The organism is Streptomyces sp. NPDC051364, from assembly GCF_040682115.1.
Classification (GTDB): Bacteria; Actinomycetota; Actinomycetes; order Streptomycetales; family Streptomycetaceae; genus Streptomyces.
This window is the reverse complement of the sequence record NZ_JBFBAH010000002.1, coordinates 1-25,878: the sequence shown is the minus strand read 5'-3', so window position 1 is coordinate 25,878 and position 25,878 is coordinate 1. Positions and strand designations below refer to the sequence as shown.

Below are 25,878 nucleotides of genomic sequence, written 5' to 3'. Positions count from 1 at the left end.
TCCGCCGTACGTTCCGCCGTACGTTCCGCCGTACGTCCCTACGCCCCGCCGTACATCCCGAGGGTGCCGTCCAGCTCGAACCACACCACCTTGCCGCCGGCCTGCACCGGCGTGTCCACGCCCCAGGCATCGGCGAGGGCCTGGACCAGCATCAGTCCCCGGCCGTGCGTACCGGCGTCGGCGGTCGGTACGTACGGCCGGGGCCGGCGCGAGGCGTGGTCCCGGACCTCCACCCTCAGCCGGTCCGCGGCGAGCCGCGCGGACACCTCTGCGCCCTGGTCGGTGTGGACGAGGGCATTGGTGACGAGCTCGGTGATCAGCAGCTCCGCCACCTCCGCGGTGTCGGCCGGGCACCGGTGGCGCATCAACTCCCGTAATGCCCGGCGCACTTCGCCCACAGCCTTGAGATCCGCCCGGCGTACGCTCCGGCTGATCTCCAGCGCGTCCACCGCTCCCCCGTCCTCGACGGACGGTTTACGCGGTACGGGCCACTCTCTTCTCCACTGCTTCCCGGTCTTCGCCCCCACCCGCACGGCGATGTACCTCCCCCGTGTCCCATGCATCTCGAACTGGTCTACGGGATGCATGCCCGCCGGGGCAATCCGCACTCCTGCGGGCTTACGGGCGCGGCACGTTGCGCAGGTTGGATCGAGCCATCTGGATCATCCGGCCCACCCCTCCGTCCAGCACGATCTTGCTGGCCGAAAGTGCAAAACCGGTCACCATCTCGGCGCTGATCCTTGGCGGAATGGACAAGGCGTTGGGATCGGTCACCACGTCCACCAAGGCGGGTCCCTTGTGCCGGAACGCGTCCTTCAGAGCCCCGGTGAGCTGCTTGGGCTTCTCCACCCGGACCCCGAAGGCGCCCGCCGCGCGCGCGATCGCCGCGAAATCCGGGTTGTGATTGGTCGTTCCGTACGAGGGCAGGCCGGAAACCAGCATCTCCAACTCGACCATCCCGAGGGATGAGTTGTTGAAGAGGACCACTTTGACGGGCAGGTCGTACTGCACCAGGGTGAGGAAATCTCCCATCAGCATCGAGAAACCGCCGTCGCCCGACATCGACACCACTTGACGGCCGCGGTCCGTGAACTGTGCGCCGATGGCCTGCGGGAGGGCATTGGCCATGGAGCCGTGGCTGAAGGAGCCGATGATGCGCCGCTTGCCGTTCGGGGAAAGATAGCGTGCCGCCCACACGTTGCACATGCCCGTGTCGACGGTGAACACAGCGTCGTCGTCCGCGAGTTCGTCGAGAACCGAGGCCACGTACTCGGGGTGGATCGGGGTGTGCTTCTCCACCTTGCGCGTGTACGCCTTGACCACGCCCTCCAGGGCGTCCGCGTGCTTCTTCAGCATCCGGTCCAGGAAGCGGCGGTCCGTCTTGGCCTTCACCCGGGCGTTCAGGGCGCGCAGGGTCTCCCGTACGTCTCCCCAGATGGCGAGGTCCAACTGCGAGCGTCGGCCCAGGTGTTCGGGGCGGATGTCGACCTGGACGATCTTCACGTCGTCGGGCAGGAAGGCGTTGTACGGGAAGTCCGTGCCGAGCAGGATCAGCAGGTCGCACTCGTGCGTGGCCTCGTAGGCGGCGCCGTAGCCGAGCAGCCCGCTCATGCCGACGTCGTACGGGTTGTCGTACTGGATCCACTCCTTGCCGCGCAGGGCGTGCCCGACGGGCGCCTTGACCCGGCCCGCGAACTCCATGACCTCGGCGTGCGCCCCGGCGGTGCCGCTGCCGCAGAACAGCGTGACCTTCTCGGCCTCGTCGATCAGCCGGACCAGCTTCTCGATCTCCCCGTCGCCGGGGCGTACGGTCGGCCGCGCGGTCACGAGCGCGTGCTCGATGCTCTTGTCCGGGGCCGGGAGGGAGGCGATGTCGCCGGGCAGCGAGATCACGCCGACGCCGCTGCGGCCGATGGCGTGCTGGATGGCGGTCTGGAGCACCCGGGGCATCTGCTGCGGGTTGGAGATCAGCTCGCTGTAGTGGCTGCACTCGGTGAACAGCCGGTCGGGGTGGGTCTCCTGGAAGTAGCCGAGGCCGATCTCGCCGGAGGGGATGTGGGAGGCGAGCGCGAGCACCGGGGCCATCGACCGGTGGGCGTCGTAGAGGCCGTTGATCAGGTGCAGGTTGCCGGGGCCGCAGGATCCTGCGCAGGCGGCGAGCCGGCCCGTGATCTGGGCCTCGGCCCCGGCGGCGAATGCAGCCGTCTCCTCGTGCCGGACCTGGATCCACTCGATGCCGCCCGTACGCCGGATGGCGTCGACGACGGGGTTCAGGCTGTCGCCGACGATTCCGTACATCCGGCGCACGCCGGCGCGGACGAGGATGTCGATGAACTGCTCGGCCACGTTCTGCTTGCCCATGGAGGCGCCCCTTCCGTTGCCTGCCGGGTGCGCCTTCCATCCATGCACGTTCCGCCGGGTTACGCCTCCCAGACCGCGGCGGCCGTCCGGTCGTCGGCGTAGCCCTTGAGGCGGAGCTGGGTGTCCGCGAGGAAGGCCGCGAGGCCGGGGGGTTCCGGGTCGGCCCAGCGGGCCGCGAGTTCGGCCGAAAGGAGGCCCTCCTCGCGCATGGGGGCGGCGAGCCCGCCGGAGCAGAGCAGCAGGGTGTCGCCGGGCCGGGCCACGGCGGCCCGGAACCGGAACCCGTCCCCGCCGGTCTCGGTCGATTCCGGCTCCGGCTCCGGCTTCGGTTCCGGCTTCGGTTCCGGCTCCAGGTCCTCCCATGCCCCGGCCCGGAGCCGGAACAGGCCGCCGGCGCCCGCGCCGAAGCAGACCCGGGTCTTGCACTCGGGGTCGATGGGGAGCAGCAGCACGCGCAGGCCGGCGGTGTACGCGTCCTCCGGAAGCCCGAACTCGGCGGCGTGCGCCCGCAGGCGGCCGTAGCCGCGGTCGGTGAGCCGCTGGAGCCCCGAGCGCAGGGCGTCGCGCCGGCCGGCGCGGATGTCGTCGGCCAGCCGCTCCCGGCTCCGGCCGACGGCCGATGCCATCCAGCGGCACAGCTCGACGGCGGCCTCGGCGGCTCCGGGGGCGGCCCGGTCGCCGCCGGCGAGGGCCACGAGGACGAGGGCGTCGTCGCCGGTGCCGAAGCGGGCGGTCAGCAGGAAGTCCCGCCGGGCCTCGCCGCGGAACCGGGCGGAGTCCCCGCGCACGGAGGTGGCGCGCAGGGTGTACGTCCCGTGCCGGGCCCCCTCGAGGACGGTGTCGGGCACGAGCCCGTCGAGCACCCCCGGATCGGCGAGGGGCAGTGCCCCGGGCTCGGCGGCATAGGTGGGCGCGCGATCCCCCAGATACCCCACAACAGGCCGCTCCCCACCCCGGCCCTCAGCTCCTGGCCCGTCATCGGCAGCGGCCCCCGACCCTCCGTCGAGCACGGGCCCGGCACCGGCACCGGCACCGGGCCAGGACTCACCGGCGGCGCTCACCCCCGTGGCCTCCCCGGCCCCGGGCCACGCGTGTCCCGTGGATCCGGCCTCGGGCGCGGCACCGGTGTCAGCTCCGGACCCGCGCTTCGCTGCGGCGGCATCGGGCCCCGCTTCGGTCTCCGGGCCCGACCAGGAGCCCGGCTCGGCACCGGAACGAGCCCGGGGCAGCAGGCCGGGGCCGGAGCCCGAGCCGGGGTCGGGGTCGGGGTCGGCCCAGGCCTCAGGCGGACGCCCCGTGCCGTCCCCGGCCACCGGCCAGGTACCGGTGGCCGCACCCGTCCCGGGCTCTGCCCCCGTTCCGGAGCCGGTGTCGGGCCAGGGGGGCCAGGGGCCCGTACCGGCGTCGGGTCCCGGGACGGACTCCGGTCCGGGGGCGGGCCAGGAGCTCGCGCCCCGCTCGGGGGCGCGCTCGGGCCGCCCGGGGGCGGTCTCGGGGCCCAGGTCCTGTTCGCGTGCGGGCCAGGAGCCCGCGACCTGCTCGGGGGCGGGGGCCGGGGGCTCGGGCGGGGTGTCACGCGGGACGCCCCAGCGCCAGACCGGCAGCTCGGGCGGCTCCTCCGGGAGCGCCGGGGGCACGGTCACGCTGCCGAGGCCGTATCCGGTCGTGCCGGGCTCCCGGGGGTCCCGGGGTGGCGGCGGCTCCGGCGCGGCCTCCCGCCGCGGCCCCGGCAGCACGGCATGCGGGGGCGCCGCGGGCGGCTCAGCACCCGGCGGCGGCACGGGCGGCGGCGGCACGGGCGGCATGGCCTGCGGCGGCGGCATGGCCTGCGGCGGCTGCCCAGGCGGCACCGACCCCGACGGCCCGGGCGGCACAGGCCATCGCAGCGGCCCCGGGGGCCCGGCCGGGGCGGGGCGCGGGGGCGGTAGGGCCGGGTCCGGTGGGGATGTCACTGCCGACGCCGAGTGGAAACGGCTCTCCAGCGTGTCCCCCGGGTCCGGGACCGGTCCCGCGTCCGGGTCCTCGTACAGCTTCTGCCACCAGTCGTCCGCGCCCTGCTGACTCATGGGCTCATTCTTGGCCCCCCAGAGCGGCAGAAAACGCCGAATACGCGAAATGGGGTCCACCGGGCCGCCGCCCAGTGGACCCCTTCCGTATCTCTCGTACGACCTACCGGATGTCGTACGCCCGCGCGACCGTCTGGGTGACGGCAGCGCCGTTCGTGTCGGTGAGCTCCACCTTCAGCGTCACCTGCCGGCCGGCCCCGGCCCCGGCGTGGTTCACGACCGCCGACCACCGGCCGCCCCGCTCGGACACCTGTGCCTGCGTCCAGTGCTCACCGTCGTACGAGTACGACAGCTTCACCGACTTCAGCGCGCCCGGCACGTACCCCGCATGGCCCGTGGCCCCCAGCCCGATCGTCTGTCCGTCCGCCGCCGGCAGCGTCTTCATGCCGTCCGCCGGGATCGAGATCGACGGGAACAGGATCGGGATGGACTGCGAGTACCGGGCCGGGTCCTGCTTCGAGACGAAGGTCCATGTCGTTGCCACTGCCTGCGAGCGCTGCCAGGTGTGCGCCGGCTGGCCGAACTTCTCGATCTGCTGTGTCAGTTCGTACGTGGCCTCCTCCGCGGGGACCTCGAAGACCCCCGACGGGTACCAGCTGTCGCCGATCTGCTCGCCGTTCCGCTTGAGGACGAGCCCGCCGACGTCTCCGAAGGAGCCCGGCTGCGCGAAGTGCCCGGTGTCCCCCCACATCGCGGAGGCGAAGCCGATCAGGTTGCCCTGCCGTTCGGCGGCCGGCTGCGGCCTGCCCGCGAGGTTGCGGCCGGCGACCGGGCCGACGACCCCGTCGTACCAGCTCTCGCTGCGCTTGCCGCCCTTGGCGTACGTGCGCTGCTGGTCGGTCATGAACTCGCCCCACGGGAAGCTGCTGGAGACCATGTGGTCCCAGGCGGTGTCCCCGGCGGAGTAGAACTCGGTGCGCTTGCCCGGGACGGCTACGGTGTCCAGGCCGCCGAAGTACACGGCGTTGCCGAGCGGCCGGTAGGCGCCGGTCAGGTCGACGAAGTCGGCGGCGACGCCCATCGAGTGGTAGGTGGACTCGGCGGAGCCGAGGTCGCGGTCGCGCACCCGGTACGTGCGGTCCCCCTGTACCGCGCCCTTCTCCACCTGCGCCAGGTTGTAGACGTACGGGCTCTTCGCGCTGCCCTTCCAGTTCAGCGTGACCTTGCCGGCCGAGAGCTCGGCGAGCAGCGCCTTCGCCTCCGGCTGCTCTATGGTCAGGGCCGGGAGGGAGCCTCCCGCGTAGCCGGTGAAGCCGACCCAGCGGCCGGGGGCGTCACGGTGGGCGAGGACGGCCTTGGCCCCGGCCGCCTTCGCGTTGTTCGCGACCTCGTACAGCGCCCCGTCCTCGGCCTTGACCAGCACGATCGCGCCCTTGGCTCCGGCGGCGGCGAGCTCGTCCGGGGTGCCGGAGCCCGCGTCGACGAGCGGCGCGCTGCCGGTTCCGTCGAGGTTGTCGCTGCCGGTGGAGGCGGTGATCGGGTGCAGCGCCGGGCCGCCTGCGGCCTTCAGCTCGGAGATCAGCGGCGCGGCCGCGCGCCAGTAGCTGCCGAACTCGAACTCGCCCTCGTGCGCCCGGCCTTCGACCGAGGCGTAGTAGCCGCGTATGGTGCGCCCGCCCATCGCCGTGCCGGCGTGCAGCCAGGACTCGTCCCAGTACCGGGAGAAGGCGAGGGTGGTGCTGCGGGCCTCGGTCGGCCGGTCGGTGGCGATCGAGAGCCGGGCCGCCTTGCGGGCGTCCAGCACGATCACGGTGTCCTTCTTGACCTCCACCTGCGGGCGGCCCAGGTAGGTGAGGGAGTCGTACAGCGTGGCTCCGTCACCGGCGTCGAGGGTGCCGATGAAGCTGGAGAGGAAGTACGAGCCCGGGCGCATCCGGTAGACCTGGTCCACGGCGCCGTCGTTGAAGCGGCGCTCGCCACTGGCGTCGTCGGTGCCGATGACGTCGAGGGAGGACGGTCCGGCGGCGGGCTTGCCCGCGCGGTCGATCAGCTTGACGCGCAGGGTGACGGTCTCCGGCTCCACGTACAGCGAGAAGGGGGTGGAGACGTGCACGCCGTCCGCGGTGGCGACGACGCGGCCGGTGACGTCCCCGTACTGGGAGCGCTCCAGCCGGGCCGAAGGGTCGAGGGCGAGCGGCACCTTGACGGTGGCGCCGGCCGGGACGGTCACCGTACGACGGTCCAGGCCTGCGATCCGGCTGCGGACGGCCGAGCCGTCGTTGCCGGTGACCTTCTCGACGGCGAGGTTCAGGGTGACGGGCCGGGTGCCCGAGTTGGTGTACGGGATCTCGACGGTCGTCCGGTCGCTGCGGTCCTGCGGCCAGTTGTACGTGCCGCCCTGGACGGACGGGGCGCCGGTCACGGTGGTGTCGACGGCGGCCTTGACATCGAGGCGGCCGCCGCCGGTCTGGCGCACGTCCCCGGGGACGCCGGAGTTCGCGGAGCCGACGAGGGCGGCCTTGACCTGCTGGGCGCTCCAGTCGGGGTGGCGCTGCTTGACGATGGCCGCGGCGCCGGCGACGTGCGGGGTGGCCATCGAGGTGCCGGACATGGACTGGTACGCGTACACCCCGCGCCCGCCCATGGCGGCGGCGGAGATCCCGACGCCCGGCGCGGCGATCTCGGGCTTGAGGGTGTGCTGGAGTCCGGCGGGGCCGCGGCTGGAGAAGGAGGCCGTGGTGTCGTCGCGGTCGACGGCGCCGACGGTCAGCACGCTGGGGGCGCAACCCGGCGAGGAGACGGTGTTGTTGCCGGGGCCGGAGTTGCCGGCGGCGATCACGAAGAGGGTGTCGTTGCTCTGCGCGAGCCGCTCGGCGGCGGCCGACATGGGGTCGTCACACGTGGTCTGGGAGGGGTCGCCGAGGCTCATGGAGACCACGTCGGCCTTGCTCTCGACGGCCCACTCCATGCCCGCGATGATCCACGATTCGAGGCCGTAGCCCTGGTCGTTGAGGACCTTGCCGCTGAGCAGTTCGGTGCCCGGCGCGACGCCCTTCCTGGCGCCGCCGCTCTCGGCTCCAGAGCCGCCGACCGTGGAAATGGTGTGGGTGCCGTGGCCCTGACGGTCGGCGTTGGTGTCGGAGTCGGTGAAGTTCTTCGCCGCGGCGACGCGGCCCTTGAGGTCGGGGTGCTCGAGGTCGGTGCCGGTGTCGAGGACGGCGACCTTGGTGCCCTTGCCGTCGTACCCGGCGGCCCAGGCGGCGGTGGCGTTGACCTGCTTGGTGGACCGCTCCAGGTTCGCCCGGACCTTGCCGTCGAGCCACAGCTTCTTCAGCCCGCCGGCGGCGGCCGCGCGGGAGGACCGGCCGGGCGCGATGTCGGCCCAGAAGGCGGCGGCCTGGGCCTTGTCGGCGGCGAGGGCGACGGCGCCGATGGAGCCGAGGACGAGGGAGCGTTCGGCGCCGCGCGGGGTGGGTGGTGCGCTGCGCGCCAGGTCGACGGAGCCGCCGTAGACCGCGATGAGCGGGAGCTTCTTGGCGTGTGCGTCGTCGTAGCCCTGCCGGATCAGGCCGGTGACGTTGAACAGCTCCTGGTCGACCGTGCCGGCGGCGAGGGCCTTGACCGCGCTCTCGGGGTACACGTACAGGTCCTTGCCGCTCTGGCGGGTCTGCACGAGCGGCTGCGAGCCGTCCTCGCGCGGCATCGCGGTGGCGGCGGTGCGGCCGGCCGGGTCGGTGGACACCAGGATCCGGTCGCCGGTGACCAGGGTCACGGTGACGGGGGCCGTGGGCTGCTGTCCGGCCGCCTCGCTCCCGGCGATCGGTCTCCTCCCCGCTCCTCCAGGCGCTCCGTCGATCGGCTGTGCCGCCGACGGGCCGACGGCGGTGACGGCCAGGACGGCCGCGCCGGCCGCTCCCAGTACCGTGCGCGATATCGGGCGCATCGCTCTCCCCAGGTGAATTCCGGCCAATTGCTACATCGCATGGCAAAGCTGCCCGCAAGTGGCTTCTGACCGGCGGATGTTGGTGCTGCGGTGGCGTCACCCTGGCAGAGAGCCGGGAGGTGCGGCGATGATGTCCGCGGCGGGTTTGCGCCGTGGCCGCTTCCCGCCAGGAACGGCGTCGAGAAGGTGGGTGGGACCGGTTGCTGAGTGCGATAGGCCTGGACGAGGGCCAGGAGTCGGCGTACCGCGCGCTGGTGGCGCTGGGGGCTGCGGAGATACCGGACCTGGCGCACCGGCTGGCACTGCCGGTGCCGCAGACCGAGCGGGCGCTGCGGCACCTGGAGCGGCACGGGCTGGCGGCGCAGTCCTCGGCCCGGCCGGGACGCTGGGTGGCGGCCCCGCCGGGGGTGGCGCTGGGGGCGCTGCTGACGCAGCAGCGGCACGAGCTGGAGCAGGCGGAGCTGGCGGCGGCGCTGCTGGCGCAGGAGTACCGGGCGGAGGCGTCCGAGCCGTCGGTGCACGACCTGGTCGAGGTGGTGACGGGGGCGAGCGCGGTGGCGCACCGCTTCCACCAGCTCCAGGTGGGCGCGGTGGAGGAGGTGTGCGCCCTGGTCAGCAGCCGGCCCCAGGTGGTGACGGGGATGGACAACGAGGCGGAGGAGCAGGCCGCCGCACGGGGCGTCGAGTACCGGGTGGTCATCGAGCGGGACGTGCTGACCCTGCCGACCGGCATCCGGGAGGCGTCGACGGCGCTCGCGCGGGGCGAGGGGGTCCGGGTGACAGGGCAGGTCCCGACCAGGCTGGTGATCGCGGACAGGTCGCTCGCGCTCGTGCCGCTGACGGGGCCCGGGGCGGAGCCGGCGGCGCTGGTGGTGCACGCGTCGGGGCTGCTGGAGTCCCTGACGGGGCTGTTCGAGGCGGTGTGGCGGGAGGCGCTGCCGCTGCGGCTGGGGGCTGACGGGGCGGAGGTGTCCGAGGGCATCCCCGACACCACGGACCTGGAGATCCTGACGCTGCTGCTGGCCGGCATGACGGACGCGAGCGTGGCGAAGCACCTGGAGCTGGGGCTGCGGACGGTGCAGCGGCGGGTCAAGGGCCTGATGGAGCTGTCCGGGGTCACGACCCGGCTCCAGTTGGGCTGGCATGCGTACGAACGGGGCTGGGTGGCCCGATAGCTGGGTGGCCCGACAGCTGGGTGGCCCGACAGCCCCTGGTCGGTCAGGCTGAGCGCATGGATCTGCCTCAGCTGCTCCTGGTGGGGCTGGTGCTGCTGCTCGGGGTGCTCGGGGTACTGGTCCCGGGTGTTCCGGGGACCTGGCTGGTGTGGGCGGGCGTGCTGTGGTGGGCGCTGCACGAGCGCTCGGCGCTGGCGTGGTCCCTGCTGGTCTCGACGACGGCGCTGCTGCTGGTGGTCCAGGTGATCGAGTGGCAGCTGCCGCCGCGGCGGCTGCGCGGGGTGGGGGTCAGCCGCCGGATGGCGGTGTACGCGGGCGCCGGCGCGCTGCTCGGCTTCGTGGTGGTGCCGGTGCTGGGGGCTGTTCCGGGGTTCGTGGGGGGCATCTACCTGTGCGAGCGGCTGCGGCTGGGCACGCACGGCGAGGCCTGGGCCTCGGTGCGGGCGGTGATGCGGGCGGTGGGGACGAGCGTGCTGGTGGAGCTGCTCGCGTGCCTGATGGTGGTGGGCGCGTGGGTCGGGGCGGTACTGGTCGGCTGACGGACCGCCATGGCGTAACCCGACAATTCCCGGACGCCGAGTCCGTTGATCATCTTGCCTGCTTCGCAGGTCCCTGCTTGTCACAGTGGAAGGGACAGCAGTCCGACCAACTGTGAGAAGACCACAAGGGGATGAGTCATGAACGCTGACCACGCGGGCGTGTCCGTCACCGGGCTCGGGGCCACCACCCCGCTCGGCGGGGACGTGGAGACGACGTGGCGGGCGATGCTGCGCGGCGAGAACGGCATCGGGCCCATCGAGGAGGAGTGGGCCGCCGCGCTGCCCGTACGGATCGCGGGGCGGCTGCGGCAGGAGCCGGGTGAGGTACTGGACCGGGTACAGGCACGGCGGATGGACCGGTGCGAGCAGCTGGCGCTGGTCGCCGCGCGGGAGGCGTGGGCCGCAGCCGGGCGGCCGGAGGTGGAGCCGGAGCGGCTCGCCGTGGTCATCGGGACCGGGACGGGTGGGGCGCTGACCCTGCTCGGGCAGGACGACGTACTGGAGTCCGCGGGTGTGCGGAAGGTCTCGCCGCACACCGTGCCGATGCTGATGGCGAACGGTCCGGCGGCATGGGTGAGCATCGACCTCGGTGCGCGCGGCGGCGCGCACACCCCGGTCAGCGCCTGCGCCTCGGGCGCGGAGGCGATCGCGCTGGGCCTGGACCTGATCCGCCTCGGCCGGGCCGACGTCGTGGTCGCCGGCGGCACGGAGGCCTGCATCCATCCGCTGCCGCTGGCCGGATTCGCCCAGGCCAAGGCGCACTCCACGCGCAACGACGACCCGGCGGCCGCCTCCCGGCCGTTCGACACCGGCCGGGACGGGTTCGTCATCGGGGAGGGCGCGGGCGTGGTCGTCCTGGAGCGGGCCGCCTTCGCAGCGGCGCGCGGGGCCCGGGTCCACGCGACGCTGGCCGGGGCCGGGGTGACCTCCGACGCGCACCACATCACGGCAGCGCACGCGGAGGGCCAGGTACGGGCGATGCGGCTGGCGCTGGCCGCCGCCGGGCTCGCCCCCTCGGACATCGCGCACGTCCACGCACATGCCACGTCCACGCCGTCGGGGGACTTGGTGGAGGCACGGTCCGTCACCGAGGCGGTGGGCACACACCCGGCGGTGACGGCGACCAAGTCGATGACGGGGCACCTGTTCGGTGCCGCCGGGGCGGTCGGCGCGATAGCGGCGATCCTCGCGGTACGGGACGGGGCGATCCCGGCGACCCGCAACCTCGACGCCCTCGACCCGGGCATCGGCCTGGACGTGGTCCGGGGCTCCGCGCGGCACGGCCGGGTGCCGGCCGCGCTGGCCAACGCGTTCGGTTTCGGCGGGCACAACGCCTCGCTGGTGTTCACGGCTTAAGGCCATGGGCCCAGGCACGGCTCGGCCGCAGGCCGGATGCGGTGTGACTGCGGCGCTGCGAGGCTGGTGCGTATGACGGAGTTCAAGGGTTTCAGCGAGGCGGAGCTGGCGTACCTGGGGTCGCAGCGGCTGGGGCGGCTGGCGACGGTGGACGCGGCCGGGCAGCCGCAGGCGAACCCGGTGGGGTTCTTCCCGCAGGAGGACGGGACGATCCTGGTCGGCGGCCTGGCGATGGGATCGACGAAGAAGTGGCGGAACCTCCAGGGCAACCCGCGGCTCGCGCTGGTGGTGGACGATCTCGTGAGCACCCGGCCGTGGCGGGTCCGCGGGATCGAGGTCCGCGGTCGCGCCACCCTGGAGGTGGGCCCGCACACGCTGGGCCCGCACTTCAGCCCGGAGGTGATCCGGATCCACCCGGAGCGGGTGATCGCCTGGGGCCTGGAGACCTGACGCCCGGCCCGGGGCCCGGCCCCTGCCGGAGCAGGGGCCGGGCCCCGGGCTGCGTCGGGGTCAGAAGCGGCCGTTGTGCTTCGCCGCGTAATTGGCCCGGCCGATCGCCGACTTCATCCGCCAGTCCCGGCGGATCTCGGAGCGGATCCTGGCGTCCGTCTTGGCGACGATCCGCTGGTTCTCCCGGAGCAGCTTGCGGTAGCTCTCCAGGCGCCGCTCCGGCAGTGCGCCGGCCTCGACCGCCTCGAGCACCGCGCACCCCGGCTCGGCCTCGTGCGCGCAGTCGTGGAAGCGGCAGTCGGCCGCGTACTCCTCGATCTCGGAGAAGACCTGGCCGACCCCGGCCTCGGCGTCCCACAGGCCGACGCCCCGCAGTCCCGGCGTGTCGATGAGGACGCCCCCGCCGGGCAGGGCCAGCAGGTTGCGGGTGGTCGTCGTGTGCCGGCCCTTGCCGTCCACGTCACGCGTGGCCTGCACGTCCATGACGTCGGAGCCGAGCAGCGCGTTCGCCAGCGTGGACTTGCCCGCGCCGGAGATGCCGAGCAGCACGCTCGTACCGCCGGCGACGACGGCCGCCAGTACGTCCGTGCCCTCCCCGGTGTGGGAGGAGACGGTGAGGACGTCGACGCCCGGCGCCGTGGTCTCCACGTCCTGGACCAGGTGCGAGAGCGTCACCGGGTCCGGTACGAGGTCCGCCTTGGTCAGGACGACCAGCGGCTGTGCGCCGGACTCCCAGGCGAGGGCCAGGAAGCGCTCGATACGGCCCAGGTCGAGCTCGACGGCCAGCGAGACCGCGATGACCGCGTGGTCGACGTTGGCGGCCAGGATCTGCCCCTCGGAGCGCTGCGAGGAGGTGGAGCGTACGAAGGCGGTCCGGCGCGGCAGGTACGTCTTCACGTACCGGGGGTTGCCGGCCGCCTCGACGACGGCCCAGTCACCGGTGCAGACGACGCGGAGCGGGTCGTGCGGGGTGACGAAGGCGGTGTCGGCGCGGACGATGCCGTCCGCGGTCATGACGTCGCACCGGCCGCGGTCCACCCGCACCACGCGGCCGGGCACCAGACCCTGGTCGGTGTACGGGGCGAACTCGGCCTCCCACGCCTCGTCCCAGCCGAGGGGGGTGAGGGCGTGCGCGTACGAAGAAGACGGAAATGACGGGGAAGAAGAGAAAGACAAGGGGAAACCCTTCACAGGGTGGCCCCGGCAGCGCGCGCTCAGCGGCGCGCGAAGAGGTGTGAGGTCAGCCGGAGACCACGGAAGTGACATTGATGGTCTTCTGGGAGCGGTCCGCGCCCTGCGTGACGACAGTCCTCAATGAACTCACCTCCGGGTCATGCACGTGCTGGCAGTTCCGCGCCGATCGGCGGGAACACGATCAACGTAGCAAGTGCGCTCAGGAGCCCGCCAATTCTTTTCCGGCGCCCGTTCGGCACGCATGTCCGATTCGTTCAAGACCGGTGGGCGCGGCGGCTCCTAGCCTGGGCGCATGACTCCCCGACTCGACCTGTTCGGCCTGGTCGTCTCCGACATGGCCGCCTCGCTCGCCTTCTACCGCCGCCTGGGCCTGGACATCCCGGCCGGGGCGGAGGAACAGCCGCATGTGGAGGTCGTCCTCCCCGGCCGGCTCCGGATCGCCTGGGACACGGAGGACGTCGTCCGCTCCTTCGACCCCTCCTGGACCCGTCCCGCCGAGGACAGCCGGCGGGACCTGGCGTTCCTGTGCGACTCCCCCGCAGAGGTGGACGCGGTGTACGCGGAGCTGACGGATGCCGGGTACAAGGGCCACCTGGAGCCCTGGGACGCCTTCTGGGGACAGCGCTACGCCGTCGTGCTCGACCCGGACGGCTGCGGCGTCTCGCTGTTCGCCCCGGCCGAAGCGCCCGCCGGGGCGTAGGCCTGGGTGTGGGCCTGGGTGTGGGCCGCCGCGTAGGCCCCCGGGGTGGTCCCGGCCAGCGCCCGCACCTCGCGGGCGAGATGGGCCTGGTCCGCGTACCCGGCCCGGTACGCCACCTCGGCCTGCGGCAGCCCTTGGCGGGCCAGCTCAAGCGCCCGCTGGAGCCGCAGCACCCGCCCGAGCGTGCGGGGTCCGTAGCCGAAGGCGTCGAGGGAGCGCCGGTGCAGCTGGCGCGTCCCGAGGCCGACCGCCGCGGCCACGGCGGCCACCGACTCCCCCGCACGGAGCCCGGCCGCCACCCGGGCGGCGAGGTGGTCGGGGGCCGCGCTCCGGTCCGCGCGGCTGCGGGCCAGCCGCTCCAGCCCCACGCCGGGGTCCTCGTACGCACTCATCCGCTCTGCGAGGGCCCGCACCTCGGGACCCGGCCAGAGGTCGGCCAGCTCGACCCGCCGGTCCCGCAGCTCGTACGCCGGTACGCCGAGCAGCGCGGGCGCCGTACCGGGGGCGAACCGCAGCCCGGCGAAGGCCCCGCCCGGCACCTCCCCGACGGGGTGCGGGCCGGTGTCGGGGCCGGCCACCAGCAGCCGCCCGTCGACCCACAGCAGGTCCATGCAGCCGTCGGGCAGGACCGGCCCGCCGGGCGCCCCGGCCCGTCGCCACACGATCGCGCCGGGCACCAGCAGGGACGGCCGCTCCTGGTACCGCTGCTCCTCGTACCCCTGCTCCCCGTGCACAGCGCCAGGCTACGGCTGGTCCGGTGCTCAGTGTTTGCGCAGGCGGGAGGAGTAGTCCTCCGGCGGCAGGAAGTTCGACCAGCGCTCCGGGAACTCGGACGGCATCCCGGCGTCGCCCTCGTCGTCGTCCTCCGACTCGCCCTCGGCCAGCGCCCGCCAGGCGGCGGCCCGCGCGACCAGCTGCGCGGCCTCCGCTTCCCGGGCCCGCTCGTTCGCCTCGCGGGCCGCGGCGGTGGCCACGGACGGCCAGACGCGGTCGATGGCGGCGTTGACGGCCGCGCCGACCAGGACGGCGAAGGCCGACACGCCGATCCACAGCAGGACCGCGACCGGCGCGGCCAGCGATCCGTAGATGGTCGGGCCCTCGACGGTGTTGGTCAGGTAGATCCGCAGCAGGAACGAGCCCAGCACCCACATGGCGAGCGCCACCAGCGCGCCCGGCACGTCCTCGATCCACGGGGAGCGCACGGGTACGGACACGTGGTACAGCGTGGTCAGGAAGGCGATGGACAGCAGGGTGACCGTCGGCCAGTACAGCACCGCGATCACTTCCGTGCTCCAGGGCACCCAGCGGACGACGGCGTCCGGCCCCGCCACCATCAGCGGCAGCACGATCGCGCCGATCACGAGGGCGATCACGTAGAGCAGGAAGGCCAGCAACCGGGTCTTGACGATGCCGCGCTGGCCGTCGAGCCCGTACATCACGGTGATGGTGTCGATGAAGACGTTGACGGCCCGCGAGCCCGACCAGAGGGCGAAGGCGAAGCCGAGGGAGATCAGGTCCGGGCGGCCGGCTTTGGTGACGTCGTCGAGCATCGGTTTCGCGATGTCGCTGACGCCCCGGTCGGAGAGCACGGTGCCGACCGCGTTCAGGATGTTCTCCTCGATGGAGGCCACGAAGGTGCCGCCCGTCCAGCCGTCCACGTACCCGAGCAGGCCCAGCAGGCCGAGGAACAGCGGCGGCAGCGAGAGCAGCGTGAAGAACGCCGCTTCGGCCGCCAGGCCGAGGATCCGGTACTCGATGCACGAATTGACGGTGTCTTTCAGGAGCAGCCACGCCATCTTGCGCTTGGAGACGTTGCGGTAGAGGGCGCGGGCCCGATGGAGCCGCCCGGGGACCCGCTCGGGTGTTTCTTTTGCTGGCTGCACGTCCTTACGGTATCCGCATGGCAGCCACCACCCACACCGTCACCAACCAGCCCCCTCCCCTGGTGGGCTACGACGTCTACGGCACCGACCGGGCCCTTCGCGAGGGCGTGGAGCGGCACCTGTCGGCCTCGGCGCCCGAACTCCTCGGCGAAGTGCGGGAGGAGCTCTCGGAGCTCGGGCGGGCCACGGGCTCGGCGCAGGCCCAGCAGTGGGGTGCGCTCGCGAACGAGAACCCACCGAAACTGCGTACGCACGACCGGTACGGCAACCGGATCGACGAGGTGGAGTTCCACCCGGCCTGGCACCGGCTGCTCGGACACGCGGTGGGCGCCGGGCTGACCGATGCGTGGGGCCGGCCGGCCGGGCACCTGCGCCGCGCGGCCGGGTTCTTCGTGTGGTCGCAGGCCGAGGCGGGGCACGGCTGCCCGGTCTCGATGACCCATGCGGCCGTACCGGCGCTGCGGACGGACCCGGAACTGGCCGCCGAGTGGGAGCCGCGGCTGACCTCACACGTGTACGAGGAGGGGCTGCGGCCGGCCGCGCAGAAGGGCGGGGTGCTGTTCGGCATGGGGATGACGGAGAAGCAGGGCGGCAGCGACGTACGGGCGAACACGACGGCGGCGAAGCCGCTGGACGCGGCGGGCGAGTACCTGCTGACGGGGCACAAGTGGTTCTGCTCGGCGCCGATGTCGGACGGGTTCCTGGTGCTGGCGCAGGCTCCCGGGGGGCTGACCTGCTTCCTGGTGCCGCGGGTGCTGGAGGACGGCACGCGCAACGTGTTCGCGATCCAGCGGCTGAAGGACAAGCTCGGCAACCGGTCGAACGCGTCGGGCGAGGTGGAGTTCGACGGGACGTGGGCGCGGCGGGTCGGCGAGGAGGGGCGGGGGGTGCGGACCATCATCGGGATGGTCGCGGCGACCCGGCTGGACTGCGTGCTGGGCTCGGCCGCGCAGATGCGGCAGGCGCTGACGCAGGCCGTGCACCATACGGAGCACCGCTCTGCTTTCGGAGCACGGCTCATCGAGCAGCCGCTGATGCGCAACGTGCTGGCCGACCTCGCGCTGGAGTCGGAGGCCGCGACGACGCTGGCGCTACGGCTCGCGGCCGCCTACGACGCCGGGACGGAGCAGGAGCGGGCCTTCCTGCGCATCGCGGTGCCCGCCGCGAAGTACTGGGTGACCAAGCGCTGTACGCCGATGGTGGCGGAGGCGCTGGAGTGTCTGGGCGGCAACGGCTACGTCGAGGAGTCCGGGCTGCCGCGGCTGTTGCGCGAGTCCCCGCTGAACTCGATCTGGGAGGGCTCGGGCAACGTACAGGCCCTGGACGTGCTGCGGGCCCTGCAGCGGGAGCCGCAGGCGCTGAACGCGTTCCTCCAGGAGGTGGGGCAGGCGCGCGGCGCCGACCACCGGCTGGATTCGGCCATCAAGGGGCTGCTGACGGAGCTCGCGGACCTGGAGGGCATCGAGGCGCGGGCGCGCCGGGTGGTGGAGCGCATCGCCCTGGTGCTCCAGGGATCGCTGCTGGTGCGCTGGGCGCCGCCGGAGGTGGCGGACGCGTTCTGCGCCTCGCGCCTGGGCGGCGACGGGGGTGCGGCCTTCGGCACGCTGCCGCACAGCCTGGGGCTGGGTGCACTGGTCGAACGGGCGCGGATCACGGACACCCTCTAGGGTCCGGGCCCTGTCCCCAAACAGGTCCGAGCCGGGATCCGGACCCGTTGACCGGGATCAGGGGTGGCGCCGCGCCGACTCGGCACCACCCCTGATCCGAAAGCCCCGAGGAGGAGCTGTCACGCCGCGAGGCGACGTCCGGACAGTTTCGGTCGGGTGAACGGGACTTGGCGAGAGTTGCATACCGTTGCAACCCTCTGAGTCGGAACCGTCCGCCGTGCGTGCCCGGGGAAGCGGCACGCGCGGACCGCCCGGGCGGATTCCCTCGTACGTCCTGTTCCACACGGGGAGGTTCCGGTGGCCTACACCGCAGGCAGCACGGTCGATGCGGCACGCATCTCGGCCATGGACGCGCGGGATGCCGCGCGTCTGCTCAAGGGGGTACGGGCGGCCGCGCTGGCCGGGGACCGGCCGCCGGCCGAGCCCCGCCCGGAGATCGCCGAGTCCTGGCGCCGGATGCTGGCCTGCGGGGTGCACCCGGACCGGGATGCGCGCTCGCGGATGCTCTCGACGGCCGAGACCGAGGAGCGGCGGCAGGTCTCGCCGCTGCGGGAGATCCTGCCGGTGCTGCGCGAGGGGTTGCTGCCGACGCTGGACACGGCGCTGCACATCATGGTCGTCGCCGACGCGGAGGGTCGGCTGCTGTGGCGGGAGGGGGCCACGTCGATCCTGCGCAAGGCGGACCGCCTCGGGTTCTCGGTGGGCGCCGACTGGGACGAGGCGGTGGTCGGCACCAACGGGGTGGGCACCGCCCTGGTGGCCCGGCAGCCCGTCCAGGTGTTCTCGGCGGAGCACTTCGTCTCCAGCCACCACGACTGGACCTGCGCGGGGGCCCCGGTGCGGGACCCGCGGGACGGGCAGCTGCTGGGCGTGGTCGATGTCAGCGGGCCGCTGGCCACCATGCACCCGGCCACGCTGGCCTGGGTGAGCTCGGTGGCCCGGCTCGCGGAGCGGGAGCTGCGGATCCGGCACCTGGAGTCGCTGGAGCGGCTGCGGACGGTCGCGGCGCCGCTGCTGGCCCGGCTGCCCGGGCAGGCCGTCGTGGTGGACCAGCAGGGCTGGACGGCGGCGGTGACGGGCCTGGCCCCGGCGGACCGGATCCCGCTGCCGAAGGGGTTCGGGCCGGGCCGGGTGTGGGTGCCGCAGCTCGGGGACTGCGTGGTGGAGCCGCTGCCGGGCGGCTGGCTGCTGCGCATCGCCGAGGAGCCGGGCACGGCGACGGCGGCGAGCCGGGTCGTCCTGGACCTGAGCCGTCCGCGCACATGGTCGGCGACGGTGTACGGGGCCGCCGGGAGCTGGTCCCAGGAGCTGAGCCCGCGCCATGCGGAGCTGCTGTTCCTGCTGGCGGAGAGCCCGCGGGGGCGGTCGGCGGCGGAGCTGTCGGCGGAGCTGTTCGGGGACCCGACGCGTACGGTGACGGTCCGGGCCGAGCTGTCCCGGGTACGGCGGCACCTGGGCGGGGTGCTGACCCACCGCCCGTACCGCTTCGCGGACGACGTGGAGGTGGAGCTGATCCGCCCCGGGGACCCGGCCGCGCTGCTGCCGCACTCCACGGCGCCGGCGGTGATCAAGGCCCGCCTGGGCCGTTCGGGGCCGGCCGTGATTCCCTGACCTGCATGAGCACCATCACACTCACCACCTGGTCCCTGGAAATGACCTCCCCGCAGGACCTGGTCCGGGCGGCCGTCCCAGGGCCTGAGATCCAGGTCCGGCGGGCGGAGGTCCCCTCGCCCGAGTTCAGCCGCTTCCTCTACGCCTCGGTGGGCGGGGACATCCACTGGACGGACCGGCTCTCGCTGACCCGCGCCCAGTGGGTGGAGCAGCTGGGCCGTCCCGGTGTGGAGACCTGGGTGGCGTACGACCGCGGGACGCCGGCCGGGTACGTGGAGCTCGACCCGCAGGACGACGGCGTGGTGGAGATCATGTACTTCGGGCTGCTCCCGGACTTCCGGGGGCGCCGGATCGGGGGGCACCTGCTGACGCTGGGCGTCGAAGCGGCATGGTCCCTGGCGGACCGCTGGCCGGAGCGCGAGGCGACCACGCGGGTCTGGCTCCACACCTGCAGCCAGGACGGCCCGACGGCGATGGACAACTACCTCCGCCGCGGCTTCAAGGTCTTCCGTACGGAGACGGAGGAGAAGGCGGTCACGCAGACCCCGGGCCCCTGGCCGGGCGCCTGACCCTCCCGGCCACCGCATCCTTCCGGGCCCGGCCCCTGCCTACGGGGCCGGGCCCGCGTCGTAGGCCGGATCTCGGGTGACGGGCGTCACTCTGTCTCGCAATGCGGGACCACATCGTCCGGATAATGGACAGTAGTGGACTCCTCCAATCGGCACATGACACGCTTCCGCCATGAATGGAGCTGGAATTGCCTTGGTGAGTCGGCGGCACGTCGACCTCGGCCGCATGTCCAGCGCCATCTGTCCGGCGAGCTGACGGAACCAGCCACCGCCGCACATCGCCGTTGTCCCCGCCGCTGCGGACGCGTCGATCTCCGAAGCACCTGCACGTCCCCTGAAGACAGAAGACCGCCCTGACCTCCGGAAACACCGGCAACGGGTGGCGATCGGCCGCACCTGCTCAGCGGCAGGGCCGACGACAGGGGCTCGCCGCCGCTCCCCCTGACCCTGCATTGACGCCGCCGAAGAAGGATGTACCGCCATGGCCGCCACCCCCGAAACGCCCGCCGCCGCGCGCCGAAAGACCGGCCGTCACCGCGGTGAGGGTCAGTGGGCCGTTGGACACCACACCCCCCTCAACGGCAACGAGCAGTTCAAGAAGGACGACGACGGTCTCAACGTGCGGACACGCATTGAGACGATCTACTCCAAGACGGGCTTCGACTCGATCGACCCCAACGACCTGCGCGGCCGCATGCGCTGGTGGGGTCTGTACACCCAGCGCAAGCCCGGGATCGACGGCGGCAAGACCGCGATCCTGGAGCCGGAGGAGCTGGACGACAAGTACTTCATGCTGCGCGTCCGCATCGACGGCGGCCGGCTGACCACCGAGCAGCTCCGCGTCATCGGCGAGATCTCGCAGGAGTTCGCGCGCGGCACCGCCGACCTCACCGACCGCCAGAACGTGCAGTACCACTGGATCCGGATCGAGGACGTCCCGGAGATCTGGCGCCGCCTCGAGGCCGTCGGCCTGTCGACCACCGAGGCCTGCGGTGACACGCCCCGCGTCATCCTCGGCTCGCCCGTCGCCGGCATCGCCCAGGACGAGATCATCGACGGCACCCCCGCCATCGACGAGATCTACCGCCGCATCGTGGGCAACCCGGACTTCTCCAACCTGCCCCGCAAGTTCAAGTCCGCGGTCTCCGGCTCGCCGCTGCTCGACGTGGCGCACGAGATCAACGACATCGCCTTCGTCGGCGTGAACCACCCCGAGCACGGCCCCGGCTTCGACGTCTGGGTCGGCGGCGGCCTCTCCACCAACCCGAAGCTGGGCGTGCGCCTGGGCACCTGGGTCTCCCTCGACGAGGTCCCGGACGTGTACGAGGGCGTCATCTCGATCTTCCGCGACTACGGCTACCGCCGCCTGCGCACCCGCGCCCGGCTGAAGTTCCTCGTCGCCGACTGGGGCCCGGCCAAGTTCCGCCAGGTTCTGGAGGACGAGTACCTGAAGCGCAAGCTGACCGACGGCCCCGCGCCCGAGCAGCCCAGCGGCCAGTGGCGCGACCACGTCGGCGTCCACCAGCAGCAGGACGGCAAGTTCTACGTCGGCTTCGCGCCCCGCGTCGGCCGTGTGGACGGCGCCACCCTCACCAAGATCGCGGACGTCGCCGAGCAGCACGGCTCCGGCCGCCTGCGCACCACCGCCGAGCAGAAGATGATCGTCCTCGACATCGAGGCGGACAAGGTCGACTCCGTCGTGGAGGCCCTGGAGGCGCTGGACCTGCGGGTCAAGCCGTCCCCGTTCCGCCGCGGCACGATGGCCTGCACCGGCATCGAGTTCTGCAAGCTGGCCATCGTCGAGACGAAGGCGCGCGGCGCCTCGCTGATCGACGAGCTGGAGCGCCGCCTGCCCGAGTTCGCCGAGCCGCTCACCATCAACATCAACGGCTGCCCGAACGCCTGCGCCCGTATCCAGGTGGCGGACATCGGCCTCAAGGGCCAGCTGGTCCTGGACGACGACGGCAACCAGGTGGAGGGCTACCAGGTCCACCTGGGCGGCGCCCTCGGCCTGGAGGCCGGCTTCGGCCGCAAGGTCCGCGGTCTCAAGGTCACCTCGGCCGGTCTGCCCGACTACGTCGAGCGGGTCGTCACGCGCTTCCAGGAGCAGCGCGGGGACGGCGAGCGCTTCGCCGCCTGGGTGACGCGTGCGAAGGATGAGGACCTCTCGTGAGCGAGCGCGCGGCCCCGTTCTACTGCCCGTACTGCGGCGACGAGGACCTGTTTCCGAACGAGACGGGTCACGGCGCCTGGGAATGCAGGGCCTGCAACCGGGCCTTCCAGCTGAAGTACCTCGGGCTGCTGGCCCGGGGTGTTCAGTCCGATACCGCTGGAGGGGACGAGATATGACGACGAGTCAGGCAGTGGACCGGGCAGCGGGGACACGCGATCTCAAGGCGCTGGCCGAGCAGGCGGCCCGCGACCTCGAGGACGCTTCCCCGCTGGAGATCCTCGCGTGGGCAGCCGAGACCTTCGGCAAGAAGTTCGCCGTGACCTCTTCCATGGAGGACGCGGTGGTCGCCCACCTGGCCTCCCGCGCCTTCCCCGGCGTGGACGTGGTCTTCCTGGACACGGGCTACCACTTCGAGGAGACCATCGGCACCCGCGACGCGGTCGAGGCCGTGATGGACGTCAACGTCATCACCCTCACCCCGCGGCAGACGGTGGCCGAGCAGGACGCGCAGTACGGCCCGAAGCTGCACGACCGCGACCCCGACCTGTGCTGCGCACTGCGCAAGGTCAAGCCGCTGGAGGAGGGCCTGACCGCGTACGAGGCGTGGGCGACGGGCCTGCGCCGCGACGAGTCCCCGACCCGGGCGAACACCCCGGTGGTCGGCTGGGACGAGAAGCGGCAGAAGGTCAAGATCTCCCCGATCGCCCGCTGGACCCAGGACGACGTGGACGCCTACGTCGCGGAGCACGGGGTGCTGACCAACCCGCTGCTGATGGACGGCTACGCCTCCGTCGGCTGCGCCCCCTGCACCCGCCGCGTGGCGCAGGGCGAGGACGCACGGGCCGGCCGCTGGGCCGGGCGGGCCAAGACCGAGTGCGGACTGCACGGCTGATGACCGACCTCGAAGCATCGACTTTCACAGAACCGACGGAGACGAGAACGATGAGCGTGAGCGACCAGGGCGCCACCGTGTGGCTGACCGGGCTGCCGAGCGCGGGCAAGACCACCATCGCCTACGCGCTGGCCGAGCGGCTGCGCGCCGAGGGCCACCGTGTGGAGGTCCTCGACGGCGACGAGATCCGCGAGTTCCTCTCCGCCGGCCTCGGCTTCACGCGCGAGGACCGCCACACCAACGTGCAGCGGATCGGCTTCGTCGCCGAACTCCTCGCGAGCAACGGCGTCAAGGCGCTTGTGCCGGTGATCGCGCCGTTCGCGGACAGCCGCGAGGCCGTCCGCAAGCGGCACTCGGCCGCCGAGACGAACTACCTCGAAGTGCACGTGGCCACCCCGGTCGAGGTCTGCTCCGAGCGTGACGTGAAGGGCCTGTACGCCAAGCAGGCGGCGGGCGAGATCTCCGGTCTGACCGGCGTCGACGACCCGTACGAGGCACCGGAGTCCCCGGACCTCCGCATCGAGTCGCACACGCAGACCGTGCAGGAGTCGGCTTCGGCCCTGCACGCGCTGCTCACCGAGAGGGGTCTGGCATGACCGCCACCGTCGCACACGTCCACGAAGGGACGGACGCGCCCTACGCGCTGTCGCACCTCGACGCCCTCGAATCGGAGGCCGTGCACATCTTCCGCGAGGTGGCGGGTGAGTTCGAGAAGCCGGTGATCCTGTTCTCCGGCGGCAAGGACTCCATCGTGATGCTGCACCTGGCGCTGAAGGCGTTCGCGCCGGCGCCGGTGCCGTTCACGCTGCTGCACGTGGACACCGGGCACAACTTCCCCGAGGTCCTCGCCTACCGCGACCGGGCGGTGGCGCAGCACAACCTGCGTCTGCACGTGGCCTCCGTCCAGGAGTACATCGACGCCGGCAAGCTGCGCGAACGCCCGGACGGGGTCCGCAACCCGCTGCAGACCGTCCCCCTCACGGAGGCGATCCAGCAGCTCAAGTTCGACGCCGTGTTCGGCGGCGGGCGCCGTGACGAGGAGAAGGCCCGCGCCAAGGAGCGGGTGTTCTCGCTGCGTGACGAGTTCTCGCAGTGGGACCCGCGCCGTCAGCGCCCCGAGCTGTGGCAGCTCTACAACGGCCGCCACGCCCCGGGCGAGCACGTGCGCGTCTTCCCGCTGTCCAACTGGACCGAGCTGGACGTGTGGCAGTACATCGCCCGCGAGGGCATCGAGCTGCCGGAGATCTACTTCGCGCACGAGCGCGAGGTCTTCCAGCGCAACGGCATGTGGCTGACGGCCGGCGAGTGGGGCGGCCCGAAGGAGGGCGAGACGCCCGAGACGCGGCTCATCCGCTACCGCACCGTCGGTGACATGTCCTGCACCGGTGCCGTCGACTCCGACGCCACCACGCTGGACGCCGTGATCACCGAGATCGCCGCCTCCCGGCTCACCGAGCGGGGCGCGACCCGCGCCGACGACAAGATGTCCGAGGCCGCGATGGAAGACCGCAAGCGCGAAGGGTACTTCTAACCATGACCTCCACCACTGATCAGGTCGCCGGCTTCGCCGACCTTGCAGCGACCACGCTGCTGCGCTTCGCGACCGCCGGTTCCGTCGACGACGGCAAGTCCACCCTGGTCGGGCGGCTGCTGCACGACTCCAAGTCGGTCCTGACGGACCAGCTGGAGGCCGTCGAGGCCGTGTCCGCCCAGCGCGGCCAGGACACCCCCGACCTGGCGCTGCTGACCGACGGCCTGCGGGCCGAGCGGGAGCAGGGCATCACCATCGACGTCGCGTACCGCTACTTCGCCACCGCGCGGCGCCGGTTCATCCTCGCCGACACCCCCGGGCACGTGCAGTACACCCGGAACATGGTCACCGGCGCCTCCACCGCCGACCTGGCCGTGGTCCTGGTCGACGCCCGCAACGGCGTGATCGAGCAGACCCGCCGGCACGCCGCCGTCGCCGCCCTGCTGCGCGTCCCGCACGTGGTGCTGGCCGTCAACAAGATGGACCTGGTGGACTACGAGGAGTCGGTCTTCGCAAAGATCGCCGAGGAGTTCACCGCGTACGCCTCGGACCTGGGCGTCCCGGAGATCACCGCGATCCCGATCTCGGCGCTCGCCGGGGACAACGTGGTCGAGCCCTCCGCCCACATGGACTGGTACGGCGGCCCGACCGTGCTGGAGCACCTGGAGACCGTCCCGGTCAGCCACGACCTCACGGCCTGCCCGGCGCGTTTCCCGGTGCAGTACGTGATCCGCCCGCAGACCGCGGAGCACCCCGACTACCGGGGCTACGCGGGCCAGATCGCCTCCGGTGTGCTGCGCGTCGGCGAGCCGGTCACGGTCCTGCCGTCGGGCCGTACCTCGGTCATCGCCGGGATCGACGCGCTCGGCGAGAGCGTGGACATCGCCTGGGCGCCGCAGTCGGTGACGGTGCGTCTGGCGGACGACATCGACATCTCGCGCGGCGATCTGATCGCGCCGTCCGCGAGCGCCCCGGCCACCACGCAGGACGTCGTCGCCACGGTCTGCCACGTCGCGGACCAGCCGCTGGCCGTCGGCGCGCGGGTGCTGCTCAAGCACACCACGCGCACGGTCAAGGCGATCGTCAAGGAGATCCCCTCGCGGCTGACCCTGGACGACCTGTCCCAGCACCCCAACCCCGGGCAGCTGGTGGCCAACGACATCGGCCGCGTCGTCGTACGGACCGCCGAGCCGCTCGCGCTCGACGCGTACGCCGACTCGCGCCGTACCGGGTCCTTCCTGCTGATCGACCCGGCCGACGGAACCACCCTGGCGGCGGGCATGGCCGGCGAGTCCTTCGCTTCCCAGGCCCGCACCACCGTCCAGGCGGATGAAGAAGGGTGGGACTTCTAGCCCATGCTCTCCGACATCTACTCGACCTTCGCCAAGGAGGGCGGCCGCGTAGGCAGCGGCCGCCTCGGCAGCGGCCAGGGCGGAGTGGCGCGATGTGCGCGATGACGTACGCGCACTGCATGCGCGCCCTCACCCCCCACGAACTGCGTTACCTGTCCTTGCTCCACAGACGAAGACGTGCGTCATGAGATGACGCTACGAGAGGAAGCCCTCCCGTGCCTGCCACCGGTATCACCCGCAAGTCCCTGCGCCGCAGCGTTGTCGCCGCTGCCGCCCTGCCGCTTCTGATCGGCGCGCTCGCCTCCTGCGGCTACGGCTCCCAGGCCGAGAAGCCCGCCGGCGAGGACGCCAAGAAGGCCGGCGGGGCCGCCGACGGAGCGAAGCTCTCGGCCTCCGAGGTCCGTATCGGGTACTTCCCGAACCTGACGCACGCCACCGCTCTGGTCGGCATCCAGGAGGGCCTGATCGCCAAGGAG

General features: G+C 72.7%; 22 protein-coding genes and 1 pseudogene. 16 read left to right on the top strand and 7 right to left on the bottom strand.

From position 1 onward, the window contains the following. Positions 1–38 precede the first annotated feature (38 nt). The 4 genes from AB0M76_RS04030 to AB0M76_RS04015 form a co-directional block, all read right to left on the bottom strand. Complete coding sequence (locus tag AB0M76_RS04030; RefSeq protein WP_365951412.1) at positions 39–563, bottom strand: ATP-binding protein; 525 nt, start codon at positions 561–563, stop codon at positions 39–41. A gap of 55 nt (positions 564–618) precedes the next feature. After that, positions 619–2,361, bottom strand: coding sequence for a pyruvate dehydrogenase (locus AB0M76_RS04025; protein ID WP_365951411.1), 1,743 nt, complete (start codon positions 2,359–2,361; stop codon positions 619–621). A 59-nt stretch (positions 2,362–2,420) separates the two neighbouring features. Continuing rightward, positions 2,421–4,427, bottom strand: coding sequence for a protein phosphatase 2C domain-containing protein (locus tag AB0M76_RS04020; RefSeq protein ID WP_365951410.1), 2,007 nt, complete (start codon positions 4,425–4,427; stop codon positions 2,421–2,423). 103 nt (positions 4,428–4,530) lie between these two features. Continuing rightward, positions 4,531–8,310 carry a S8 family serine peptidase gene (locus AB0M76_RS04015; RefSeq protein WP_365951409.1) on the bottom strand — a complete coding sequence of 1,260 codons (3,780 nt, stop codon included), beginning with the start codon at positions 8,308–8,310 and terminating at the stop codon, positions 4,531–4,533. 200 nt (positions 8,311–8,510) lie between these two features. Between AB0M76_RS04015 and AB0M76_RS04010 the strand changes: the two genes are divergently transcribed. From AB0M76_RS04010 to AB0M76_RS03995, 4 genes are all read left to right on the top strand, one after another. Next, positions 8,511–9,485: a helix-turn-helix domain-containing protein gene (locus tag AB0M76_RS04010; protein ID WP_365951408.1), complete on the top strand. Its 975-nt coding sequence runs from the start codon at positions 8,511–8,513 to the stop codon at positions 9,483–9,485. A gap of 56 nt (positions 9,486–9,541) precedes the next feature. After that, positions 9,542–10,024: a DUF456 domain-containing protein gene (locus tag AB0M76_RS04005; RefSeq protein WP_365951407.1), complete on the top strand. Its 483-nt coding sequence runs from the start codon at positions 9,542–9,544 to the stop codon at positions 10,022–10,024. A 138-nt stretch (positions 10,025–10,162) separates the two neighbouring features. After that, on the top strand, positions 10,163–11,380 hold the full coding sequence (locus tag AB0M76_RS04000; RefSeq protein ID WP_365951406.1) for a beta-ketoacyl-ACP synthase II: 1,218 nt from the start codon (positions 10,163–10,165) through the stop codon (positions 11,378–11,380). A 72-nt stretch (positions 11,381–11,452) separates the two neighbouring features. Beyond that, positions 11,453–11,830, top strand: coding sequence for a PPOX class F420-dependent oxidoreductase (locus AB0M76_RS03995; RefSeq protein ID WP_365951404.1), 378 nt, complete (start codon positions 11,453–11,455; stop codon positions 11,828–11,830). Between the two features lie 60 nt (positions 11,831–11,890). On the opposite strand, the gene rsgA is transcribed toward AB0M76_RS03995, so the two are convergent. Beyond that, entirely contained in the window at positions 11,891–13,006 is a 1,116-nt protein-coding gene (gene rsgA, locus AB0M76_RS03990; RefSeq protein WP_365951403.1) for a ribosome small subunit-dependent GTPase A, read from the bottom strand. Positions 13,007–13,316: 310 nt separating this feature from the next. Between rsgA and AB0M76_RS03985 the strand changes: the two genes are divergently transcribed. Then, complete coding sequence (locus AB0M76_RS03985) at positions 13,317–13,724, top strand: VOC family protein (protein ID WP_266662448.1); 408 nt, start codon at positions 13,317–13,319, stop codon at positions 13,722–13,724. Here AB0M76_RS03985 and AB0M76_RS03980 read toward each other — a convergent pair. Then, entirely contained in the window at positions 13,649–14,458 is an 810-nt protein-coding gene (locus AB0M76_RS03980; protein WP_365951402.1) for a helix-turn-helix transcriptional regulator, read from the bottom strand. The two genes, AB0M76_RS03985 and AB0M76_RS03980, sit on opposite strands and share 76 nt — an antisense overlap. Before the next feature lie 27 nt (positions 14,459–14,485). Beyond that, on the bottom strand, positions 14,486–15,607 hold the full coding sequence (locus AB0M76_RS03975; protein ID WP_266634378.1) for a YihY/virulence factor BrkB family protein: 1,122 nt from the start codon (positions 15,605–15,607) through the stop codon (positions 14,486–14,488). A gap of 17 nt (positions 15,608–15,624) precedes the next feature. Between AB0M76_RS03975 and AB0M76_RS03970 the strand changes: the two genes are divergently transcribed. The 11 genes and pseudogenes from AB0M76_RS03970 to AB0M76_RS03920 form a co-directional block, all read left to right on the top strand. After that, complete coding sequence (locus AB0M76_RS03970; protein ID WP_365951401.1) at positions 15,625–17,274, top strand: acyl-CoA dehydrogenase family protein; 1,650 nt, start codon at positions 15,625–15,627, stop codon at positions 17,272–17,274. A 345-nt stretch (positions 17,275–17,619) separates the two neighbouring features. After that, positions 17,620–18,885, top strand: coding sequence for a GAF domain-containing protein (locus tag AB0M76_RS03965; RefSeq protein ID WP_365951900.1), 1,266 nt, complete (start codon positions 17,620–17,622; stop codon positions 18,883–18,885). Between the two features lie 5 nt (positions 18,886–18,890). Continuing rightward, entirely contained in the window at positions 18,891–19,454 is a 564-nt protein-coding gene (locus tag AB0M76_RS03960; protein ID WP_365951400.1) for a GNAT family N-acetyltransferase, read from the top strand. Positions 19,455–19,626: 172 nt separating this feature from the next. Continuing rightward, positions 19,627–19,710, top strand: coding sequence for a putative leader peptide (locus tag AB0M76_RS03955; RefSeq protein WP_309550570.1), 84 nt, complete (start codon positions 19,627–19,629; stop codon positions 19,708–19,710). A gap of 225 nt (positions 19,711–19,935) precedes the next feature. Then, a complete protein-coding gene (locus tag AB0M76_RS03950; protein WP_365951399.1) occupies positions 19,936–21,627 on the top strand; it encodes a nitrite/sulfite reductase in 1,692 nt (563 codons plus the stop codon). Next, positions 21,624–21,803 (top strand): hypothetical protein, encoded by a 180-nt coding sequence (locus AB0M76_RS03945; RefSeq protein ID WP_007267254.1) that lies wholly within the window; start codon positions 21,624–21,626, stop codon positions 21,801–21,803. The genes AB0M76_RS03950 and AB0M76_RS03945 overlap by 4 nt, the downstream gene beginning before the upstream one ends. Further along, positions 21,800–22,519 (top strand): phosphoadenylyl-sulfate reductase, encoded by a 720-nt coding sequence (locus AB0M76_RS03940; protein ID WP_365951398.1) that lies wholly within the window; start codon positions 21,800–21,802, stop codon positions 22,517–22,519. Before AB0M76_RS03945 ends, AB0M76_RS03940 begins: the two co-directional genes overlap by 4 nt. A 50-nt stretch (positions 22,520–22,569) precedes the next feature. Continuing rightward, positions 22,570–23,115, top strand: coding sequence for an adenylyl-sulfate kinase (cysC, locus tag AB0M76_RS03935; protein WP_030293223.1), 546 nt, complete (start codon positions 22,570–22,572; stop codon positions 23,113–23,115). Next, a complete protein-coding gene (cysD, locus tag AB0M76_RS03930; RefSeq protein ID WP_365951397.1) occupies positions 23,112–24,050 on the top strand; it encodes a sulfate adenylyltransferase subunit CysD in 939 nt (312 codons plus the stop codon). The genes cysC and cysD overlap by 4 nt, the downstream gene beginning before the upstream one ends. 2 nt (positions 24,051–24,052) lie before the next feature. Continuing rightward, positions 24,053–25,402 (top strand): GTP-binding protein, encoded by a 1,350-nt coding sequence (locus AB0M76_RS03925; protein ID WP_365951396.1) that lies wholly within the window; start codon positions 24,053–24,055, stop codon positions 25,400–25,402. A gap of 215 nt (positions 25,403–25,617) precedes the next feature. Further along, a pseudogene (locus AB0M76_RS03920) lies at positions 25,618–25,878 on the top strand (sulfate ABC transporter substrate-binding protein); the annotation flags it as partial.

Bases quoted from the DNA above. Each gene is read 5' to 3' on its own strand.
- AB0M76_RS04030 (WP_365951412.1), bottom strand. From the start codon at position 563: ATGCATGGGACACGGGGGAGGTACATCGCCGTGCGGGTGGGGGCGAAG.
- AB0M76_RS04025 (WP_365951411.1), bottom strand. From the start codon at position 2,361: ATGGGCAAGCAGAACGTGGCCGAGCAGTTCATCGACATCCTCGTCCGC.
- AB0M76_RS04020 (WP_365951410.1), bottom strand. From the start codon at position 4,427: ATGAGTCAGCAGGGCGCGGACGACTGGTGGCAGAAGCTGTACGAGGAC.
- AB0M76_RS04015 (WP_365951409.1), bottom strand. From the start codon at position 8,310: ATGCGCCCGATATCGCGCACGGTACTGGGAGCGGCCGGCGCGGCCGTC.
- AB0M76_RS04005 (WP_365951407.1), top strand. From the start codon at position 9,542: ATGGATCTGCCTCAGCTGCTCCTGGTGGGGCTGGTGCTGCTGCTCGGG.
- AB0M76_RS04000 (WP_365951406.1), top strand. From the start codon at position 10,163: ATGAACGCTGACCACGCGGGCGTGTCCGTCACCGGGCTCGGGGCCACC.
- AB0M76_RS03995 (WP_365951404.1), top strand. From the start codon at position 11,453: ATGACGGAGTTCAAGGGTTTCAGCGAGGCGGAGCTGGCGTACCTGGGG.
- AB0M76_RS03985 (WP_266662448.1), top strand. From the start codon at position 13,317: ATGACTCCCCGACTCGACCTGTTCGGCCTGGTCGTCTCCGACATGGCC.
- AB0M76_RS03970 (WP_365951401.1), top strand. From the start codon at position 15,625: ATGGCAGCCACCACCCACACCGTCACCAACCAGCCCCCTCCCCTGGTG.
- AB0M76_RS03965 (WP_365951900.1), top strand. From the start codon at position 17,620: ATGGACGCGCGGGATGCCGCGCGTCTGCTCAAGGGGGTACGGGCGGCC.
- AB0M76_RS03960 (WP_365951400.1), top strand. From the start codon at position 18,891: ATGAGCACCATCACACTCACCACCTGGTCCCTGGAAATGACCTCCCCG.
- AB0M76_RS03955 (WP_309550570.1), top strand. From the start codon at position 19,627: ATGAATGGAGCTGGAATTGCCTTGGTGAGTCGGCGGCACGTCGACCTC.
- AB0M76_RS03950 (WP_365951399.1), top strand. From the start codon at position 19,936: ATGGCCGCCACCCCCGAAACGCCCGCCGCCGCGCGCCGAAAGACCGGC.
- AB0M76_RS03940 (WP_365951398.1), top strand. From the start codon at position 21,800: ATGACGACGAGTCAGGCAGTGGACCGGGCAGCGGGGACACGCGATCTC.
- cysC (WP_030293223.1), top strand. From the start codon at position 22,570: ATGAGCGTGAGCGACCAGGGCGCCACCGTGTGGCTGACCGGGCTGCCG.
- cysD (WP_365951397.1), top strand. From the start codon at position 23,112: ATGACCGCCACCGTCGCACACGTCCACGAAGGGACGGACGCGCCCTAC.
- AB0M76_RS03925 (WP_365951396.1), top strand. From the start codon at position 24,053: ATGACCTCCACCACTGATCAGGTCGCCGGCTTCGCCGACCTTGCAGCG.